General features: G+C 42.3%; 13 protein-coding genes and 1 riboswitch. Of the genes, 4 read left to right on the forward strand and 9 right to left on the reverse strand.

The window, feature by feature from the left end; all coding sequences use genetic code 11:
• The first annotated feature begins 212 nt into the window (after positions 1-212).
• On the forward strand, positions 213-1,934 hold the full coding sequence (locus ACN6MV_RS30405) for a putative bifunctional diguanylate cyclase/phosphodiesterase (protein WP_419885439.1): 1,722 nt from the start codon (positions 213-215) through the stop codon (positions 1,932-1,934).
• Positions 1,935-1,982: 48 nt separating this feature from the next.
• Positions 1,983-3,638, forward strand: a complete 1,656-nt coding sequence (locus ACN6MV_RS30410) for a diguanylate cyclase (protein WP_419886842.1) — start codon at positions 1,983-1,985, stop codon at positions 3,636-3,638.
• Positions 3,639-3,708: 70 nt separating this feature from the next.
• Here the strand turns inward: ACN6MV_RS30410 and ACN6MV_RS30415 are convergent, their stop codons facing one another.
• Complete coding sequence (locus ACN6MV_RS30415; protein ID WP_042131582.1) at positions 3,709-4,050, reverse strand: zinc ribbon domain-containing protein YjdM; 342 nt, start codon at positions 4,048-4,050, stop codon at positions 3,709-3,711.
• Between the two features lie 232 nt (positions 4,051-4,282).
• Between ACN6MV_RS30415 and ACN6MV_RS30420 the strand changes: the two genes are divergently transcribed.
• Positions 4,283-4,621, forward strand: coding sequence for a DUF4234 domain-containing protein (locus tag ACN6MV_RS30420; protein ID WP_052414773.1), 339 nt, complete (start codon positions 4,283-4,285; stop codon positions 4,619-4,621).
• Positions 4,622-4,721: 100 nt separating this feature from the next.
• Positions 4,722-5,012, forward strand: a complete 291-nt coding sequence (locus ACN6MV_RS30425) for a DUF2752 domain-containing protein (protein WP_231574313.1) — start codon at positions 4,722-4,724, stop codon at positions 5,010-5,012.
• A gap of 3 nt (positions 5,013-5,015) precedes the next feature.
• Here ACN6MV_RS30425 and ACN6MV_RS30430 read toward each other — a convergent pair whose 3' ends face one another.
• The 8 genes from ACN6MV_RS30430 to ACN6MV_RS30465 all read right to left on the reverse strand — a co-directional run bounded on the left by ACN6MV_RS30430 (position 5,016) and on the right by ACN6MV_RS30465 (position 21,231).
• The gene (locus ACN6MV_RS30430) at positions 5,016-5,678 is read right to left on the reverse strand and encodes a response regulator (protein ID WP_042131584.1); all 663 of its coding nucleotides are present in this window, start codon (positions 5,676-5,678) and stop codon (positions 5,016-5,018) included.
• Complete coding sequence (locus ACN6MV_RS30435; RefSeq protein WP_419885440.1) at positions 5,675-10,753, reverse strand: AAA family ATPase; 5,079 nt, start codon at positions 10,751-10,753, stop codon at positions 5,675-5,677. The genes ACN6MV_RS30430 and ACN6MV_RS30435 overlap by 4 nt, the downstream gene beginning before the upstream one ends.
• Positions 10,754-10,970: 217 nt before the next feature.
• Positions 10,971-11,606 carry a response regulator gene (locus tag ACN6MV_RS30440; protein WP_076120344.1) on the reverse strand — a complete coding sequence of 212 codons (636 nt, stop codon included), beginning with the start codon at positions 11,604-11,606 and terminating at the stop codon, positions 10,971-10,973.
• A gap of 55 nt (positions 11,607-11,661) precedes the next feature.
• A complete protein-coding gene (locus ACN6MV_RS30445) occupies positions 11,662-12,210 on the reverse strand; it encodes a LemA family protein (protein WP_419885441.1) in 549 nt (182 codons plus the stop codon).
• Between the two features lie 302 nt (positions 12,211-12,512).
• Complete coding sequence (locus ACN6MV_RS30450; RefSeq protein WP_419885442.1) at positions 12,513-18,326, reverse strand: NPCBM/NEW2 domain-containing protein; 5,814 nt, start codon at positions 18,324-18,326, stop codon at positions 12,513-12,515.
• A gap of 255 nt (positions 18,327-18,581) precedes the next feature.
• Positions 18,582-18,668, reverse strand: a riboswitch (cyclic di-GMP riboswitch).
• 157 nt (positions 18,669-18,825) lie between these two features.
• Positions 18,826-19,398, reverse strand: coding sequence for a hypothetical protein (locus ACN6MV_RS30455; RefSeq protein ID WP_419885443.1), 573 nt, complete (start codon positions 19,396-19,398; stop codon positions 18,826-18,828).
• Positions 19,399-19,507: 109 nt separating this feature from the next.
• Positions 19,508-20,497: an EAL domain-containing protein gene (locus ACN6MV_RS30460; protein WP_419885444.1), complete on the reverse strand. Its 990-nt coding sequence runs from the start codon at positions 20,495-20,497 to the stop codon at positions 19,508-19,510.
• A gap of 50 nt (positions 20,498-20,547) precedes the next feature.
• Entirely contained in the window at positions 20,548-21,231 is a 684-nt protein-coding gene (locus ACN6MV_RS30465; RefSeq protein ID WP_042131589.1) for a Crp/Fnr family transcriptional regulator, read from the reverse strand.
• Positions 21,232-21,306 lie beyond the last annotated feature (75 nt).

Consider the following 21,306-nt stretch of genomic DNA (forward strand, 5'->3'; position numbering starts at 1 on the left):
AAATCCCCCTTAACTATAATTTTCTCTTCGAGTTTGTTTGATTATAACACAAGTTACGGTCAAGTATAGCTAGGCATTAATGCCTAGCTCCAGCTTGTCCAAAAACCTATTCTTAAAATTTGCAGAACATCACTGACAAATAGAGGATTTTGATGAAATATGTTGAAATGATCTAAAACAAGTAGCTTTCATGCTTGATATAGGAGGGACATATGCTTCAAAGAAACAAACACAAAAATTCCATAACGAAACAAACCTTCAACCCTGTTCGGGGCTCCTTAAAAATCGCCGTAATATATTTTATTGTAGGGTGCTTATGGATCCCCCTAACAGATAAGGCCGTTTCCGCTTTTACGCGAGATCCGGAGTGGATAAGACTTATTAATATAATTAAAGGCTGGTTCTTTGTCCTCATAACAGCTTTGCTTATCTTTGCATTAATTCTAGGTACTCTGAAACGGATTAAAAGGATTGAGAAGAAACTGGATCTTGCCTATAGGGATAGGGTGAGCGCCCACGAAAATTTAGAAGCCGCCTATGAGGAAATCACAGCTACGGAAGAAGAACTCAGACAGCAATATGATCAGCTTATTGAGAATCAAGAGAAGCTAACCCTGAATGAAGAAAGAATGCATTACCTGGCGTATCATGATCTATTAACCGGCCTGCCTAATAAATTAGCTTTTTATGAGAATGGGCCTCGCATTTTGAAACTGAACAACATTGCAGCCTTAATGTTCATCGACATTGATTACTTCAAATATGTTAATGATACGATGGGCCATGAATTTGGCGATAGGCTAATTGTTAAGGTTAGTGAGAGGTTGGTGTCCCTGGTTGGGAGCAGTGGTGAAGTGTATCGTTTCGCTGGGGATGAATTTATCGTTCTTTTATATTCTATCGAGAACAGTCAGTGCATAACTAGCGTAGCCTCCCACATTATTGCCGGTTTTAAAGATGCGATTGAGATGGACGACAGTCTGTTGCATGTTAGCCTAAGCATCGGAATCAGTACTCACCCTGATCATGGCAGTAATATTATGGAGCTCCTTAAATCCGCAGACATCGCTATGTATAAAGCTAAAGACGCCGGCAAGGGCCAAATTATCGTGTTTGATCAACCGTTGAATGATACCTTCACTGAGCGAATGAACATTGAGAAGCAGTTATACAGTGCTTTAGAGAACAATGAGCTGGAAGTATTCTATCAACCCCAGATTGATCTGACTCAGAATAGGGTGACAGGACTAGAGGCTCTTATGCGCTGGAACAATCCTATACTAGGCATGGTACCTCCAGACAAGTTTATCAAAATAGCAGAGGATTCCCATCTCATCATTCCTCTTGGAGCGTGGGTGCTCAGAACAGCCTGTACCTTTTTGAAAAACCTTCATGAACAAGGATTATCACATCTAACGATGTCTGTTAACATTTCAATGCTGCAGCTACTGCAAAGCGACTTCAATGAGCTAGTTCTTGACACCTTGCAAGCTTCCGGGCTAGAGCCTGAATACTTAGAGCTAGAGATTACAGAGAGTGTTCTGGTTGAATCCTACGAATATGTGAGCAGTAAGCTGACTGAACTCAGAGCTCACAACATCAAAATTGCATTGGACGACTTTGGTACCGGGTATTCCTCCTTAAGTTATCTTACACACATGCCGATCTCTACTTTGAAAATAGACAAGTCCTTTATTGATTCCATTCGAACAGGGACACATCAAGCCGTTCTCGTTGAACAAATTATTATGATTGGTAAACGCATGAATATGTGTGTGATTGCAGAAGGTGTGGAGCAAACCGTACAACTCGATTATCTACAAGAGCAAGGCTGCGATAAAATTCAAGGTTACTTGTTCAGTAAGCCACAGTCCGCACAGAGTGTAAAAGAGCTGCTAACCGAGTGGGAGAAAATTTCAAGCTTAAGCCAATAAAGATGAACCTATTTTTTTATATAAGAAGGTGTTACCTAATTGAATGTCATGACATGGATTGACCTATCATTATTCTTCGTTCTGTTCGCTCTATTCATCTACATATTTATTTCCGTAACAATCACTAACTTACATAAGGTGTACTTGATTTTTCATTTTACTATGATGCTATGGCCCTTCTGTCAATTTGCTCTCAAAACTACAGCTGATCCCAAAGTTCAATTGATTTATGTAAAGCTCGCTTTTATTGACTCGATCCTGTTAACGATTGGATGGCTTCTTTTTACGATATTCCTCACTGGGAAATCATACCTCCTTCGAAAAAAGAAAACGCTAATCCTATACATTATCGCAGCATTGATCTTAATAGGCGTGATCGTCAATCCGAAGCAAAGCTTTGTACTGCCTATGCATGGTGGATATGTTGAAAGATCCTATGGACCGCTTTTTTGGCTGTTCATTCTCTTCTTAATCACCACCATTATTATTTCTCTGTATATCATCTATTCAGCGCTTATATCAAACGCCACCCAGCGGATCAAAAAACAGGTTACTCATGTACTCAAGGGTGTACTAGTGTTGACTGTATTTGTATTACTGGATGTCTTTCTTAATGTGGTGCTGTTTAAATCTCAGCCGGTTATTCCAGGGATGACCTCACTAGGGATACTAATTTCTGCTATCTTTTTCGTCATTGCCATTCATCGTGATAAAATATTTGATCTCGTAACCATCGCCCATCAGGATATCATTGACACACTCACACAAGGAATTCTTGTACTGGATGATAATGAAACTGTGGTAGAGATTAATCGATCACTTTTGCCAAAAATCAACCTACAGATTGGTGATCCCTTCGACTTATCGACGCTAACACCTATGGAGCAGACTGCCAGCGCTTTCCGATTGTTTCAACATACATATCTTAAACAGCCCATGGAGAGAACCGAAGTTGAAGTATTCTACACCTCGCTCCAAGCATACATCAATATTACAGCGGCACCAATTATCGTAGGCGAGATCATGGTTGGACGGATTCTCACCTTTCAGGATAGAAGCGAGCTGCATCGCCTCATTGCTGAGACTAATCATCAGAACGAGATCTTGCAAGAGCGCAATCTGGCATTAATTCAAATCCAAAATGAGCTTTCTCAGACCAACCAAAAACTCAAGCAGATGGCCATAACCGACAGCTTAACAGGTTGTTATAACCGTCATTACTTAACACAGCACTTAGAGCATGAGATCATAGAAAACATGATATTGAAGCAGCCTTTTGCCATCATTCTACTGGATATCGACTTTTTCAAAACGGTGAATGACAATTACGGCCATTTAGTCGGCGATGTTGTAATTTGCAGTACGGTAGAGGTCATTAAGCAATCGCTGAGGGAGACGGATATCCTGGCACGGTATGGCGGAGAAGAGTTTATCGTTTATTTACCAAATACGAACCATACACAAGCAAACCGCTGGGCAGAGCATATTAAGTTTATGATAGAGGCCAATAAAGTACATGTGGATGAGGTTGCTCATTCTGTATCCATTACTGTAAGCATGGGGCTATTATCTATTAATAATTTTGCGGAGCAGTATATAGAAAGCCCGACCAATCAACTAAATGATTTATTCGAATCTGTGGACAAAGCCTTATATCAAGCCAAAAATGCAGGACGAAACCAAATTGTTGAGATCATAAGATGACGCGTGTTCAAATACTGTCACAAAAAAAGAATCAGCCTACTTCTATCGAAGGTAAGCTGATTCTTTCTTTTTATATCTTTTTAACAAATTCAGATTTTAATTTCATAGCTCCAAATCCGTCAATTTTGCAATCAATATCATGATCTCCGTCCACTAAACGGATATTTTTAACTTTGGTACCAATCTTCAGAACGGATGAGCTTCCTTTTACCTTAAGGTCTTTGATTACAGTTACTGAGTCACCGTCGTTTAATACATTGCCGTTGGCATCTTTGATAACCTTTTGATCTTCACTATTCTCAGACTCTGATTCTAATGTCCACTCATGTGCACATTCCGGGCAAACTAGTAGACTTCCATCTTCATAAGTGTACTCAGAATTACATTTCGGGCAGTTTGGTAAATTAGACATCGTTTCATTTTCTCCAATCGTAGTTCAAATTCTAGCTGTCTTACGGCTAACCTATAAAAGTATATTTCATATCCAGTAAGGATTCCACTATTTCGAAACAGTAATGTAATTTTGCTCTACACTTCCTAATTCCCGCATACAATAGACTACTAAATATTATCTTGTATATATTTTCGCAATTGACTATGATAATAATGTCAAATTTTCATGTAAATACATAGGAGAGTGAACAATGATTAGTCAAAGAAGTGTCGCATTTTCCATTATATTGTCATTAATTACATGTGGAATATACGGAATATTTTGGTTTATTGCTCTAACCAATGACGTAGGGAAGCTAAGCGGAGACTACACATTTACAGGAGGAAAGCATTTCCTTCTGACATTGATTACTTGCGGGATATGGAGCCTTGTTTGGGCCTATCAGATCGGTAAACATGTTGCAGAAGCTCAAAGACAACGTGGCCAACTCGTATCCGATAATTCAGCTCTTTATGTGATCCTTACAATCTTTAGTTTTGGTATTGTCACATACGCTTTGGTGCAATCAGATGTTAATAAATTGGTCTAATTTAACTAATTATAAGAGGACACACCCTAAACTATTTTGGAGTGTGTCCTTAAGTCTCCTAGGATTACTATATTTCACCGTATGGATGCCCTTAACCAATATGGGTATACCTTGTTTATTTCATGAGTGGACTGGATTTTATTGTCCGGGATGTGGAATCACAAGAGTTATTCTATCGTTGTTGAGATTCGACTTCGTTCAAGCGTTCAGATTTAACCCGTTGCTATTTGTTCTAGCACCTCTGTATATGCTGTACTTGTTCACTGAGAAAAAGCGTATCCAGCCTCTTAGCCATGTAATTATGGCTGCGATGTTGATCCTGACTGTTACATTTGGAGTACTGAGAAATTTCCCGCTATTTGATTATTTGGCCCCTACAGTAATTCGTTAGCATCTACAACGGATACATCATAGCTTGAAGCCGCACAATCGCCTGAGCCCGGTCAACCACCTCTAATTTGCTATAAAGATTGCTAATATAATTACGCGCTGTTCCCTCCGCGATATGCAGTGTATCGGCAATTTCGCGGTTATTGAGTCCCCGGATAATGAGCTGCGCCAGCTCCTCTTCTCGTTCTGTCAGACTCATACCACCCACATTGGATCTTTGCCGGTGTTCATACTCTTCCGTCAATCTATTCATCCTCGTCGCCAATTTGGCCGCTACCGGGGCTGGCAGAATAAATTGCCCTGATATCGTATCACGGATCGAGGCAATCATTTTGTCTGCATCCATATCCTTCAGCATATAGCCGCTTGCTCCGAATGCCATGCCCTCAACAATATAATCGGTCTCTATAAAAGTGGTCAAAATCAGAATGAATATATCCGGACGAATCTGCTTGATTCGTTTTAATGCACTGATCCCGTTCATAATTGGCATTTGAACATCAAGCAGTACCAGGTCGGGCTGGAATACTTCCACCATCTCACAGGCCTCTTCCCCGTTCTTGGCAGCACCGACTACCTCCATATCATCCTCCAGATCCAGAATGGTGCGGAGTCCTTCACGCGTCAACAATTGATCATCGGCAATTACAATCTTTATCTTATTCATTTTCTATTCCCAACCCTTCGCATGGGCAGATCAATCTCCAGTAGACAGCCCTCATTCATTTCTGAATCGATGGATAAGCTGCCTCCCAGTTGCTCAACCCGTTCTTTCATCGTCCTTAGTCCAAAACCCATCACTATTTGACTATCTCCTGACCCACGATCTTTGAGCCTAAACTGTAAATTCGCTCCGACAGATTCCAGACTAAAATGGAACTCTGTACTCTTACCATGTCTGATTCCATTCGTTAGGCCCTCCTGCAAAGCATGATAAATGGCCTTTTTATAGGCTGTTGACATGGCGTCCGGCAGATCATAAATAATGGCATGAATGACAACGCCTGCATTACGCTCTGTATCACGGATCAGTTGCTTCAACATGACCGTTAGATCGGAATACTTGTCCTCCTTCAGCATATGGACAGATCCGCGGATTTCATTCAAGCTATGACGGACAAGATCCTGTGCCTCAACCAGTCGCTGAACGCCGCTATCTATATCTTTCTTCTGGAGCAGACGCTTTCCAGCCTCAATTTGAAGAATCGTTGATGTGAGTGTATGCCCAACAATGTCATGAATCTCCTGAGCGATACGATTTCGTTCCTCATAGACTGTGGCTTCAGCCAAAGCTGCGGACGTCTCACGCATCGAACGCTCCAGGTCACGGGTTCTTTCTGTCACTTGATCCTCTAAATTTTTCTTAAGATATTGAATCCCCGAATATAGCTTGGCATTGGCAATAGAGATGGCACATTGAGAGCCAAGCAGCTTGAGCACGTCAAGCCTACTCGGTGTAAATACACCTGGTGATAGGTTATTCTCCAAATAGAGCAAGCACACTAATTTATTCTGATTCATGATAGGAAGACAAAGAACTGATTTCAGTCTATTCTTCCTAACGTAAGCGTTACGTGCAAATATTCCCTCACTGAGCGCATCATGTAATACAACCTGCTCCTGTGTTCTTGCCGCGTAGGCTATAATCGCTGCCGGAACAAGATCTGACTCTTCCCCGAGAGGAACGGATTCGATATGCAGGGCTTCCGATGTCCCGTGGGCCTCAACCATCCATCTTCCTTCATGATCAAAAATAACCGCCCCATATTCGGCTCCAGCATTGTGGAGCATAATCCGCATCAGCGTGCCCAATAATCGGCTCATTTCCATCTCACCCGACAAAGCTTGTGCAGACATCACCACAGAAAGGGAATCGACCCGGTCGAGTCCGGGCTCACGTTTAATATGCAGCAGATTGCTGTGCTGCTGCTCAAGGTCAGCCGCTTTAGCCTTTGCGCCCCATTGCAGATAAGCCTCGTAGGCTTCAGTCATATAGATTCTTGCTAGATGCAATTTGCCATGACGAAGTCCATACTTGCCGTAGCACTCCGCCGCCATAGCTAAATCGTGAATATGGCCGTTGATACGAGCAACCTCAATAGATTGCTCATACAAGGCTTCAGCTTGTCGTGGATCTCGCGATAGGCGAATCAGCTCAGCCTTCATCAACAGATATTTATGCTCATAATTTACCGGGCAACGCTTAGCAAGCTTTTTCATTTTCTTCAGGCAACTGCGCATTTTTGCCCGATATATACGTTGCTCTTCAGCGTTATATTCCTCATACAACTGAGCCCAGACTAAACATTCATACATGATCTGCATGGGACTGTCTAAACCATCTTCACGTGATTTTATAATGGCAGCTGATTTCGCTAATGCCTCACTAGCTTCGCGGTAATCCCCAAATATATAACCTGTTAAATATTGATATATACAGACCATTTCTTGTATAAAATTAAAGGTATCTCCATGAACCGACTGTGCAAAATCAGGTTCGCTAATCTCTGCAATGTTAAATGGATCATCTACAGAGCGATAACCTGTCAATCGAACTAGAGTAGCTACAGCTATGATAGCCTGCTTACAATGAAGACTGTTGTTATGGCGCAACAAATCTCCGGAATGCGCAATTAATCGATCATAGATATCGTCTAACGGATGTCCAAATTGTAAGAGGGAGGCACAGTTGATTAACACACTTTGGTTACCCTTCCATAAGTCACCTGATTCCAGTCCCACTTTTCCTGCTTTCTCGGTAAACGTACGGAGCATAGCTGGATCATAATGCCGCCAGCTATCGTAGCACATAGCGAACGCAGCTAAGGTTGTCATATGCACTTTCGGATAGGGTTCTGATAAGCTGCACGCCAACATGGCCCATTTAAATGTTTCTTCATCATTGCGGAAGTAATAGTACTGAAACATTGCATAGCCTATGAATCCAATGGAAGCCTGTGGAGTCATCCCATAATCGAGTGTCAATTCAATCATGGTGAAGGAAGAAGCGAGCCACCCATCCCGGTTGACATAGAAACAGGCATTGCTCGTATGTTCTAAAGTGGACATTGCGACTCTACGAGCCTCGTCCGTCATCGGCGGTAAGAGGTTCAGCGATTCGAGTGAGACCTTCTGTAGTCTGCGACGCAATCTTAACCATTGAAGCGTCAATTGAACATAGCTAGGATCAAATTGATGCCTCACTTTCAATAACGATAATGTATGTCGACCTAAGGAGATAACTTCTTCATGGTTATCATTACTTGCTTCCAATTGAACCTTCATCGCGTAGATGTAAGCCTTATCTGTATTTGTCGCAGCTTTATGGATTAACAGATGAAATAATTCATTCGCCTTATCAAAATGTGAACATAAGTATTCAAGCTCGGCCCTCTCCCGAAATACCCGGAAGGTTAGTCCATAATGCTCCTCCCAGCTCTGCTCCTCTAACATCGCTGTCGCCTGAAGCATATATTGTAAGGCTGTCTCATGTGCGGTGGTTTGCTTTGCACTTATCCCTGCCCTTAAGTTCAGTTCTACCAGTTGAAGCCTCTGCTCCGGGCGATCTATCCACACAATCGCCTGATTCAAATGATGGACAGCTTCAAATAGGACTGTTCCTTCATTAAGAGAGCTGCGGTCTAGCAATAACATCCCAATCCTCCAATGCAGCTCTGGGCGCTCCTCTTCGGGAACAAGCGCATAAGCCGCCCGATGAATACGGTTGTGTTGGAATTTAAAATGCGTATGTGCCTCTCCGTTAACAGGTTGTAGCAAGCGTCCATTTACCGCAACTGCCAATGCTTCAGTCAATATCTCTATCGGAATCTCCATAATTTCGACAAGCATTCCCACATCGAACAGGCTGCCCAGTAAAGCGGCTCTACTAAGTGCATGTACCGTCTGATCGGGAAATTGCTGTAATTTACTTGAAAGATAGGCTGCTGCATTATCGGGAACATTCAATTCAGTAATACGCTGGAGGTCCCATTTCCAGCTTCGAATATCCTCGTCAAATACCACTCGCTGATCATCAATCAAATCCTGAAGGAATTGCTTAATAAATAATGGATTCCCATCTGTCTTATGCAGAAGTACCCGCGCTAGCTCCTCCAAGTCAGCAGCCTCGTAACGCATAACATCCAATAGCAGTTGTTTTATATCGGTGAGTTCAAGCGCCTGTAGAGAAATTTTACTCATCACTACGTTGCGGTCTATCAAGTGCTTTTCCAGACTACTGAGTGGGTGCAGCCTCGTAATTTCCCGATCACGATAAGAAAGAACGATTAGCAGATGACTCGTGGCCGTGTCCTCTATAAGTGAAGTGAGATATTGCAGCGATGTTTCATCGGCCCATTGCATATTGTCCAATATCAAGATCAAAGGATGATCCTCATGAGGAAAGAGTTGAATAAATCGGCTCATGATTAATTGAAATCGATGCTGAGCTTCCAGCGGCGGCAACGGAGGCACGGAAGGTTGCGGGCCAATCAAAAGCTCAAGCTTAGGGACAAGTTCGATCAGCAGTTGCCCGTAACCATCTACAGCTTGTAAAATACGCAGCTTCCAAACCTCCACCTGCAGCTTCGTTTCCATCAGCAGTTGACTGACCAATTCTTCTATCACTTGATGCCAGATGCCATAAGGGAGTGAGGTATGTAGTGATTCGAATTTGCCTCTGGCGAAAAAACCATCCGAAGAAATCGAATTTCTAAGCGTTTCTTTTAAAAAGGTTGTTTTACCGATACCACTCTCACCACTAAGCCAGACCGTCTTTACAGCACCTTGTGATGCTCGTTTCAGTGCTTCTCGTAAGCTTAGTTTCTCAAAATGTCTCCCGTAGAATCGTTCTGGTACCATCCAGCGTTCCGGAATATCCCAGCTTCCTAACAGGAAGGGCTCGAGGTACCCGAATTGTTGTAGGTGGGATAGACATTCCTCAAGATCTGACTTGATTCCAAAAGCACTGGCATATCTCGCATCAGGCATTTTCTCCATGCATTTACCAACAATGTCAGAGACAGTTAGAGGGATAGTGGAAACCCTGCGATGTAAAGGCTCAGGTGTATCTGCAAGATGACGATATACAATATCAACAACATCATGAAGCTCAAAGGGGCGGCTGCCTGAGAGACACTCATACATAAGGACTCCAAGCGAATAAAAGTCAGATCGATAGTCCGGGTTCAACCCAGTTCGACCCGTTTGTTCTGGCGATATATAAGGAAGCAAGGCATCCGGTCGCCCGCTTAAGGGTGATAATGGACTGGTGTCACTTTCCGTGGAGCACATTCGTATATCGATAAATTTCACTTCAAAAGTAACAGGATTGACGATTAGATGAGCGGGGGTTAGTTCATTTAGTGTTATTTTCTCACGATGAATTTGCATAAGGCAATCAGCAACACCGATAGCGATCCGAAGCAGCACTGGAAGCTCCAGTGATTCAGGTGTACGTAGTATCTGATCCAGCATACGCCCCTCTATATCTTTTAAGAGAAGGACTGGTCGATCCGGCGTGATCTCCAGACTATACGCCTCGATTGCTCCACGACCGCTAAGTCGCTTAAGCATGTCATACTCATAACGAAAAGCATCGACCATAGCAGATCCTGGATACTCACCTGTAGTTGTCTTGGCGATAACCCTATGGCCATCTTCTTGACGTTGGAGTCTGTACAGCCTGATATCTGAGATAGTCTCTATCAGATCTAACGTTTGGTATCCTGGAAACTCAAACATGAACAGCACTCCCTAGTTACAATTAGGTAGACAGAATACACAATATCGCAAAGTATTTATACTCATTATATCATCTGATCTCGCCGTACTACTCTATGTTATATTTAGTTCTACCATTAGTTGTTTGATATAACCTCCTAGAACTTTAGGAGGTGTCCCAAGAGCTATGATCTGGCTGCTGGGACACCTCCTCGTATTTAAGACTATGGTTATATTTCTACTCATAAGACATTTCATATTTCGTCAGCCCTATCGCGTTTGCATACAGTGCTGCCTGTGTCCGGTCATTAACCTGTAGCTTCGCTAAAATCTGGCTGACATGCTTCTTTACTGTAAATTCACTGATAAAGAGATGTGTAGCAATCGTTCTGTTGCAAGCACCTTGTCCAAGTTCAATCAGTACTTCCTTCTCTTTCGGTGTCAATTCATCCGTCGGACTGCTGCCGCTAATACGCATCTTTTCTTCCATTAAGCCAGGATCGTAATACTTTCGCCCTTTATGCACCAACTGGATAGCAAAGAGTAATTCCTCCGGCAATGCCTCTTTTAGGACATATCCATCTACCAGCACTTCTTCAGCCCTCAAAAAATTCTCTCTGCTCGCAGAGGAAGTCAACAGAATGAACTTACTGACAATGCCACGGGCACGTGCTGTCTTGATGACATCCAATCCCGATTCATCAACAAGCTTAAGATCAATGAGAACAATATCCGGATTTGTCGCTTCAATCACATCAAATGCTTCTTGACCATTTGTAGCTTCACCAGCAAATTGCACATCTGGCTGCATTGAAATGACAGATGCCAGCCCTCTTCTAACTAAAGGATGATCATCTACAATAACGATTTTCATAGATACGCCTCCCTCTAAACCTCATGACATTCTTAATTCTCCGTATCAAATCTACTTAGGATACCGTCCAATTAACGTCTGCTCGTTTGGCCCCTTCCATCTTGAGCAAGATTTCCGGCTTAAATCCAATAGCCCCTGCAAGTAAAAGCGTAGGAAGGGTACTTATCATCGTGTTATAGCTTGTCACATTTTCGTTATAGATACGTCTGCTGGCAGATAGGTTTTCCTCTAAGATATAGATCCTTTGTTGCAATTTGATAAACGGATCGCTTTCCTTAAGCTCTGGATAATAGTCTGCCTGAACATTGATCGAATGAATATACTTTTCCATTTCCACATATCTAATCAGCTTCTCAACCGGAAGATGATCATCACTTAAACCAGCACGCATTCTATGTACAAGCGCCAATGTTTCGTGTTCATGTTTAGCATAAGAAATAACCATCTTCGCAACTTCTGTTAATGCCTCAACCCGATTTTGTAAATAACCTTCTATGGTAGCAAAAGATTCTCTCACACGATTACGCATGCTTAACAATCGAGTATACGCAGCCATTAAATAAGCCCCGATTATAACAACGATGGTCAATCCGATTCCTAACATCTGCATCACCTCTAGTATATTTGATTGAATGGGCTGGAAGAGTTGGACCATCGGATTCATTATAATTAAAAGACATGTTCGGTTATAGTGAGCGTTGTCATCACTTCTGTCATATTACAAAATGGATAATTTTATAATATAAGGATTTAAAAGGGGTTTCCAAATCTTGCCCACCCCACTTTTGCCACACAGCAGAGCAGAAGCTATAGCGTGAAACTTATACATTTTTATATCTCAATAAAAAACAGGCGAATCATGGTTGAACACACCACAATTCGCCTGTTTTCTTTTGCCTATGGGATTTATTTGTTATCAATAAAAGAAATCAATTGCACAAGATTACCTGCAACTTGGTAAGTTAACCCCAACATGTAAGTTCCCTTCTCCTCGTTCGATAGGTCTATAGTGAACACATCCGGATTAGCTGCCCATTCATTCACATCAAACATGATTTCTTTAAATGTTCCAGTGTTTCTGACACCAGCCGAACTAGGGATCACTTTGCTGCCATCGATCCCTTTCACCGGATTGATAAATTCAACTACAGGTCCCTTTAATTGTCCTACCTCTACCATTTGAGGATCGGCCAATAAGCTCGTAAGTTTAGTTAGTCCTTGTAGCGGGGAGAAATCAGTGATTTCATTTCCAGTGATATCTAGCGTCTCAAGATTCTTAGCATACTGTAGACCTTCCAAAGATCTGGCTCTTCTGGTTTCGCTGGTTAACGTCGTAAGGTTATACATGTCACCTAGCGTTAGGTCTCCAGATACGCCTAATGTGGTCTTGATCGAAGTACTTAGATAAGGATCTGCAATAGTAATGACTTGCGTAAGGTCTATTTCGGTCAGACCTTCTATTGCTAGTTGTAACGCCGCTACTGCTGCATCTACTTCACTTTGTGTGACAGCAGAATTAGCCAAAGCCGCTTCTGCACCCGTGAGGCTGGCCGTAAATACCGCTATACTCTCAGCCGTGAAGCCATCTAGAGAGATTGCTTTAGCCGCTGCAATCGCTTGTTCCAGATCTCCAGTGAACAGGTGATCTCCATTCGCGAAATGTAGTTTGGTTCCCCCCCATGTGGCATGGTCAGATCCGTTTCCATTTCCGCCGTCCGTAACGACTAATTTCAGCTCCTTGGCTCCGTTAATATCCAACTCGATGAATTTCTGTGGATCTCTGGAGCCCATGACACCACTATCGAATTTCTTCTCTCCATCCACAAATACTTCAAAGCTCACCGAACCGACAGAACCGTACATTTGTCGATCTACACCCACATAGGAAGTGAAGTAGTCCGCGTTCTTATCGCTTAGATCGTATACAATCGTCGAGTTAGAGTGCGCTCCAATCCCTCTTTCGTAGGACACTATTTGATTGCCCTCGCCTGTTAATCTCAGTGCATTGGCACTAATTGATTTATCCTTCAAAGGTGCAGTATAGCTGTTCTGAGTAGAATTCCAATCATAATCCGTCAGATACGTAAAGTCCGTCATGTCTACTACGGCTATTGTTCTAGTCTTGGTAGTCGTATTTCCATCACTATCGGTTACTGTGTAAGTGATCGGATACTTTCCAGCTCTGCCCCATTTAACTTGATCTTCACCCGTAACCTTTACTTGAGCCGTCAAGTCACCATCTTCTGAATCCGTTGCCAAATAATCTGCACTTACTGCTATTTCCTGTCCTACTTTAGTGGATACAGATTTAGCTATGGTAAGCTCCGGCGTACTGTTCAGAATCATAAACTTCGCATCCGCGAAATCGCCGTGATCTGAAGCATTTCCGTTACCTGCATTATCTAACACCAATTTCAATTCATTTACACCCTTTACAGGGATTCGAGCTAATTTAGCTTCCGTGCCAAATTTCATCAGTCCGCTATTATACACTTCTACCCCATCAGCGAAGATTTTGAAGATCACACTAGAGTTGCTTTGCTCTGGGATATTTCGATCAACCCCTACATACGTTTCAAAATATTCGAAATTAGCACCCGCCAGATTATACACGATTTCAGAGTTAGCATGCGTTCCTAAGCCCTTCGCAAACTCTTTGGTTACACCATTTACAAGTAGCTTAATCGGGTTGTTAGTACTTGCCTTATCCTTACGAACTACATTATAATCCGTTCTTGCCGACTGCCAAGCTATATCACTCAAGTATTTACTAGCGCTGTAAACAACTATTGTTCTAGTCTTTACAGCTGTATTCCCATCCCGATCTGTAACTGACAGTTCGACGTTGTAGGTGCCTGTTTTGCTTGAAGTAAACCCGTTCGGTTTTACTTCAACCGCTCCAATCAAGTTACCATCTTCCGTATCAAAGGCAGTCACATCGGTCAAAGCATCAAATTCACTGTTCAACTTCACGAAAGTTGTCTCTTCCGGCACTGTGATAATCGGTTTGCTTGAAGTATTCGTAAACTTTGCATCCGCCCATACCGTATGATCTGAAGCATTACCGTCTGTAGCATCTGTGGTAACCAGCTTCACTTCGCGCGCGCCTGTCACAGGTATTTTCACAAATTCATGCTCTGTCCCTGCCCGGAAAACATCGCTCGCGAATTTCTTCTCTCCATCTACATACACTTCAAAGGTTGCAGAGGATGGCTTTCCTTTCATCGCTTGATCGATCCCGATGTAGCTTTCAAAGAAGTCATAACCTTTACCCTCAATATCATAAATAACTTCAGAGTTCGCATGTACACCGATTCCCTTGGTATAGGTCGCAGCTAACCCTTGTCGAACAAGGGTGATGATTCCACCAGAAACGGCTTTGTCTTTCTTTAATTCACCCCAACCAACAACGACTGACTTCGCATTAAGATCCGAAAGATAAGCATAGTCACTCGTTACCGTAACCAGTGTAGTTTTGGTTTCTGTAACCCCTTCGTTCTTCACTTCATATACCACTTCGTAGTCGCCTTTTTGCGTTACATTAACGGTATTTGCTTTCAGGGTGACATTAGCAGTAATATCGTTTCCTTGATAGTTAGTCGCTTTTACATAGCTCATCGGATCAAAAGCTTGATTAAGCTTTAACGTGATTTGATCTTCAACAGATAACGCTGGCTTGAAGGCTTTAACCTGTACCGGCTTCAGTGGGCTCAGCTTCTTATCATAACCAACGATCTTGTACGTATAATTGATGCTGCTATCTACATTCGTGTCCACGAACTGGTCAGTCCCAGTAAACCCTACTAACTTATCGTCTCTATACACCTCATAACCTAAGAAATCTTTCTTAAGATCCTTATCCATACTGAAGCTTAATGTGTTCGATTTAGAAGTAGTGTTAGGCGTGATATTAACCTTTATCGCAACATTCTTATCTGCTATTCCTGTTCCCTCATAATGAACCACCGAGTTATTTAAATACCATAGCTTTTTCGGTGCTAGATATTTAGCCAGCTTCTCTTTCGTTTCTGGATTCACAGTGAAGCCATGTCTGGCAAAATAGCTGCTTAAATCCAGTCCCAGCACTTCGGAGGAGAACTCTACTAAATACTGTTGCTTGGAATTGTCACCGTTAGGAAGGGATACCTTTCGCTCGCGGTACAGCTTTGTCAGTTCGGTCCAGTAACCCGGGTGCGCCAATTCCAACTGCCAGTAGGCACCGAGCTGTGCAAATAAGCCCTGCTGATTCATAACCACTTTATTTTCTTCGAGGACATATTTATAAATATCACTCTCAAAAGGAATACGAGTATCCATAGAATCCGCATAGACTGACATCAACATAGACACCATATTATTAGTTACTTCACCATATTCCCGTTCACCCATAGCCAAGCGATGCCCAATTTCATGATTCAATCCCCAACCTGGATAGACTTTGTTAAAATCACCCAACATCGTCGCTACGGTCCCAATTTGTATCCCAGTATGATCTCCCGCGGCATACATTGCACCATAAGGCTGCATCAATCGAATATTTTCACGAATTAGCTTGGCATCATGAATCTCGCTACTGCCATCCAAGCCATAGAAGTCAAAGATCGTCTTCATCCAAGTATCATAGCCGGTTACGGTATTCAGTGGATTGTTTTCTTGTGTAATAAACTTGTTATACGCTTCTGTAGCCGTTCCTGTAAAAATAACATGATCGCTGACCATTTCTACTACATCAATAAGTTTGCGATCTTGAACATTCGGATGTGCTGCCTTATCTTCATCTATTTTTTGTTTGTAGGTGGTTAGGAAGGCTTTGAATTGTTCTGGATCTGTGGTCTTTGTCATCATAGGGATCTTCGTAAGCCCCTCGAACCGGATCAAAGGTGCTTTTCCTTGTTGCTCAGCTGTATATGGATTGACGATATATACTGTACCGCCCTTAGTCACATCATGTGCATAATAACTATTCGTCGCGAACTCAGGAACGGTTATAGTGTTTTTACCAGGACGTAATTGCACGCTTCTAGCCCAAACATTCCAAGCCGCCTCTTGTTGCGAAAATACTATTGCAGGCAATTTATCAGTAGAAGCTGCATCTACATAAACATTGATTGTATCTCCAGGCATTGCAACGAGTCCCGTAGGTTGGTTGTTCGTACCGAAACCAATTCTCAGGTTTTGCTGTGCATGCTTTTTCATATCTCCACGCTGTTCAGCCTCAATAATGGTGCCTTCGGTTTGAACTTCACCATTTACTAGCTTCTTAGCCAAATCCAATGAGTCTTTAAGGATTGGATAGAGCGGATGTACTTTTGCCGCCTCTTCTAATTCATTGATTGCATTGGCGCTATTATAAGCAGGAACAACCGCACTCATCGTTCCATCTGTGAAAATACCATTCACAGCTTCGCTTACTTTATCCTCTGTATAAAATCTAAATTCAGCCGCAAAAGGTCTGTTAATATTGGCTTTTGTGAACTTGAATTTCAATCTTTTAAACTTCGTAGGCTCGAATTTAAACTCCAGAAAGTCGTTCGTACTAGTCGCGGTTCCGCTAGATACGAGCTGAAAGGTCTCTCCCTTACTCGTCTCTGATGCATAGATTTCAAAAGCTTCTGGGAACCCTTTGCGATTATCTCTAGCCAGGAAAGCCACTCTGTCTAATACTTTGGCCTGTGCTAATTCAAACACGACTTCATTCGTGAAGCTGTCGTCATTATTTTTGTTCGTTTCCCAATGTGTATTCGGCAGATCATCGAGCATGTATTCCGGTTTCGTACCTGGGTAGCTTCCACCATTCACCGTTACTTTTGATACGTTTGAGTTTGGCATTCTGTAAGCTTCGCTATAGGCATTTTCATATGCTGTGCCATACCCCTTTAACTTCGAAACCTTAGCTGCCGTTTCCTCTACTTGATGGTTTTCCAGAAGCACCTTTGCATTCTCTATATCTGCTTGAAACTGCGTGTACAGTGGATGTAACTGCACTTCTTGTTCTAAAGCCGTTAATTTCTCCACCGTATTAAATGCTGCGCTAACTTGACTCAAGGTATCATCTGTAAATAAATTTTTCATTTTAGCGGATACGGTATCTTCTTTGTAAAAAGAAAACTCTGCTGCACTCGCCCAATCCTGATTAGCTTTTTTGTAGACAAATTTAAGTCTCTTGAAAGCTGTAGGTGCAAACTCAATCTCCACAACATCTCCTGCTCCGCCTTTATATTCTCCAGAGGATATTAGTGTAAAATCGCCTGCATCCGTAGTTGAGCCATAAATATCAAATTCCTGAGCAAACCCCTTACCCTTTGCACCGGATTGTCTTGCAGCATATACGATTCTATTTAATTCCGTGGACTCATTAAAAACAAAGACAACCTCGTTCGTAAACGTTGAGCTATTCGGTTTGCCCGTTTCCCAATGCGTACTCATATCGCCATCAATAGCCTTAGCTATTGGTGAACCTGAGTAGTTGCCACCATTATTCGTGATGGATTTAATATTTGCAGGATTCATTTTAAAAACATCGTTATAAGCGCTAAGGATAGCCTTTCCATACAGATCAAACGGAATAACTGACGCACTGCTTAATAGCTCAGCTTTGCTTTGTACTACGCTGTTCACTACACTTACCTTGCTTACATCACTTGCTAAAGCATAACCTGCCTCGCTCGAAAAACTGGCTATCATGGCTGCCGATGTAGCGATTGCAATCATTTTTTTCATCTTTTCTACCCCCAGATGTAATATGAATCTCTTCAGTACCCAAAAATGGGCACAAAAAAAACTACCCCAAAAGAGTAGCTTGATTGCGTATAAAGTCCATAAAAATTAAGACTTAATTTTTATTAAACTTTAACAAGCATAAACGCCCCGACGCCCTTCTAAGGACGATACGCGTTTAAGCGAGAAATATAAGACATTAAGTATAGGTGTATAACTTATACTCACTTATATTTTAACAAAAAGCGTAATACACTCTTTGGCAGCTGGCTGACAATAGTTATAATAACCTTAGTCCCTATAGCTTTGCGTCCCTACATTTCCATAGGTTTGCCTATGAAGTTTCGAATACATTACAAAGAGTAACATAACGCTACATCTGATCGCATGATTAATTGGTATGAAATCCGAATAGGTAATTGCAATTAGTTTTTCTGTTCTGATAGATATTTTTTATTAACTATCCCAGACTATGAATGATACTTTAGAACTGCTTAGCGGCTTAATCTCCTAGCCCAAACAAACGCCGGAACCAATTCCACACATCACCCGTGATCGGAATTAACCCGAAACCATGCTCTCCAACAGCGATTACACCATATGCCCATTGTCCAATAGCTATCGCACCTCCAGCGATTCGCCCTATGGCTATCGCCCCAAACGCCGTATCGCCTATGGCTATCGCTCCCAATGCTTTTTCGGCTATCGCGATCGCTCCCACAGCCACTCCTGCAATCGCAATTGCTCCCGCGGCAAAGCCAAGCCAACTAAGTGCTATCGCTCCGAGCGCTAACCACATCCCCAGTGATATAGCACCTACGGATAGTACACCGACGCTTATTGCACCTATGGATATCAAGCCTATAGCTACATCTCCAATAGCAATTAAACCAACAGCCGTCTTCACTTGTGGCTTGCTTCCGTAACCATACCCCTGACCTGAGTATCGACCCAAATTGCTGCGAATACTTACCACCGGAAATGATGGAGACGGCCATTGATAATCAATTTCCCGTCCACCTAACCCTCTAGAATCCGCCCAGCGCGTGATGTACTTATGCCATTTCATATCCATCCCGTCCCCCTTCTCAATTACCTTAATTATACAACCCCGGGGTTTACCTGTACTCAGACTCTGACCTGAAATCCATCTCATCCTCTAGACGGAGATATGCTCCTTAGGATCACTGTTTGGGAATAGGATCAGGCTTTCCAAATAAATATCCCTGAAACAACTGATAACCACTCTGCTTGAGCCATTCAAAGTCCTCTCTAAACTCCACACCTTCTGCTAAAGGAACGGATTGGATTTCTAAAGCTTTTTCTAAAAATTGTTTAGCTATTTTCTGTTTGTTCAGATCGCTGGACACACCCTGAACATATTTCATATCCAGCTTCATGTAATGGGGTTTAAGCTCCAATAACATCTCGATCGTGCTGAAGCCCTCGCCAACATCATCTAGAGCGTATTCAAATCCCCGATCCTTGTAATATGTCAAAATAGCTTTCAAATGAGCGAGATCATCCACTTTCTCCGTCTCAACAACTTCAAAGACAAAAAGAGAGGGATCGACGCCTAATTGATTGGCCAGTTCAACAGTTGATCTTAAGCAGAACTCTGGCGCGTAGATCGACGTTGGGATAAAATTAATAAAGGTTTTTTTATTTAAGGGTGCAGCATATTTTACAGCAGTCATTCTACATAACCGGTCTAAAGCATATAAACGCCCACGATTCCGTGCCGCCGCAAAAATCTCATTAGGATAGATAAGGGACCCATCATCTTTTTTAAATCTGGATAGGAGCTCGTATGCAAAAATCTCTTCCCGTACGTTCACAATCGGTTGGAAGTGACAAGTAACTAAACCCTTAGTTATAACCTCATCAATCCACTCCATATTAAGTACAGTGGGTAATTCGGATAGAGGTCTCCATGTTTGGTCATCTATACGGAATTCAAACTGCTCCGACTCCATATGGTCATTACAGAAATCTAGAAAATCCCGCACCCCAGCCTCCTTAATCGTAATCACATTTTCTTCCACCTTATGTATCGTATTACTTCTACTCAAATGATGAATAACCTCAGGTAAAATCCTTAGATTAAGCTCACCATGAGCCTTGATTTCAAAATTCAACTCACTTACTACACAATGATTACATGCCACATTCATAACCCCCTTTAATAATCAATTCTCTGAAAAAGATCCCGGAACTGCTCTTCTCAATCGAAATCCGTATACTCTAGTAAATACGTCGGGTCTAACACGGTGATCTGCTGATGTTGAATATCAATAATCTTTTGCTCCTGCAGATCTTTAAGCACAAGAGTAGCCGTCTCCCTTAATGTTCCGATCATATCCGCGAACTGCTGATGGGTCAATCGAAGATCAATCCTCTGTTTGCCTTGCTCCTCTACTCCGAATCTTTGGTATAGTCTTCTTAGTGTAAATATCGCACGCGCTCTCGCATCATGAAATTTCATTTCATGTAATAACCGATTCGATAAAAATAAACGGTCCATTTGCAACAGCATCAATTGCTCCTTAATCAACGGGTAGCTGGCAAGCATCTGCTCAAATGGCTCACGTTTAATCTCAAATAATACTGTATCGTTCATAGCTACGGCAGATAGCACCCTTACATTGGAGGGATGGATCACTTCCAGATCACCAAAGAAATCGCCTTTTCCAAAAAGATCTACGGTATGCTCTTTCCCCTTCGTAGTGGCGTACACCCTAATAATTCCCGAATAGATAATGTAGGCATGATCCCCTGGATCTGATTCTGCAAACACCGGGGTACCTTTGGAACAGGCCTTATATGTGAACAGTCTTGAGACCGCCTCAATCTCCTTCGAGGTTAACCCCTGAAAGAAGCGAGTCCCCGTCCAAAAAGAAGCTTCCATTTTGATGTTCCTTTCTTCAACACTCCATAATTTTGTATGCCAACATACAGATAATAAATCATCATCCTGTTATAT

This window comes from Paenibacillus sp. B-A-8, from assembly GCF_048572915.1.
Taxonomy (GTDB): domain Bacteria; phylum Bacillota; class Bacilli; order Paenibacillales; family Paenibacillaceae; genus Paenibacillus_AQ.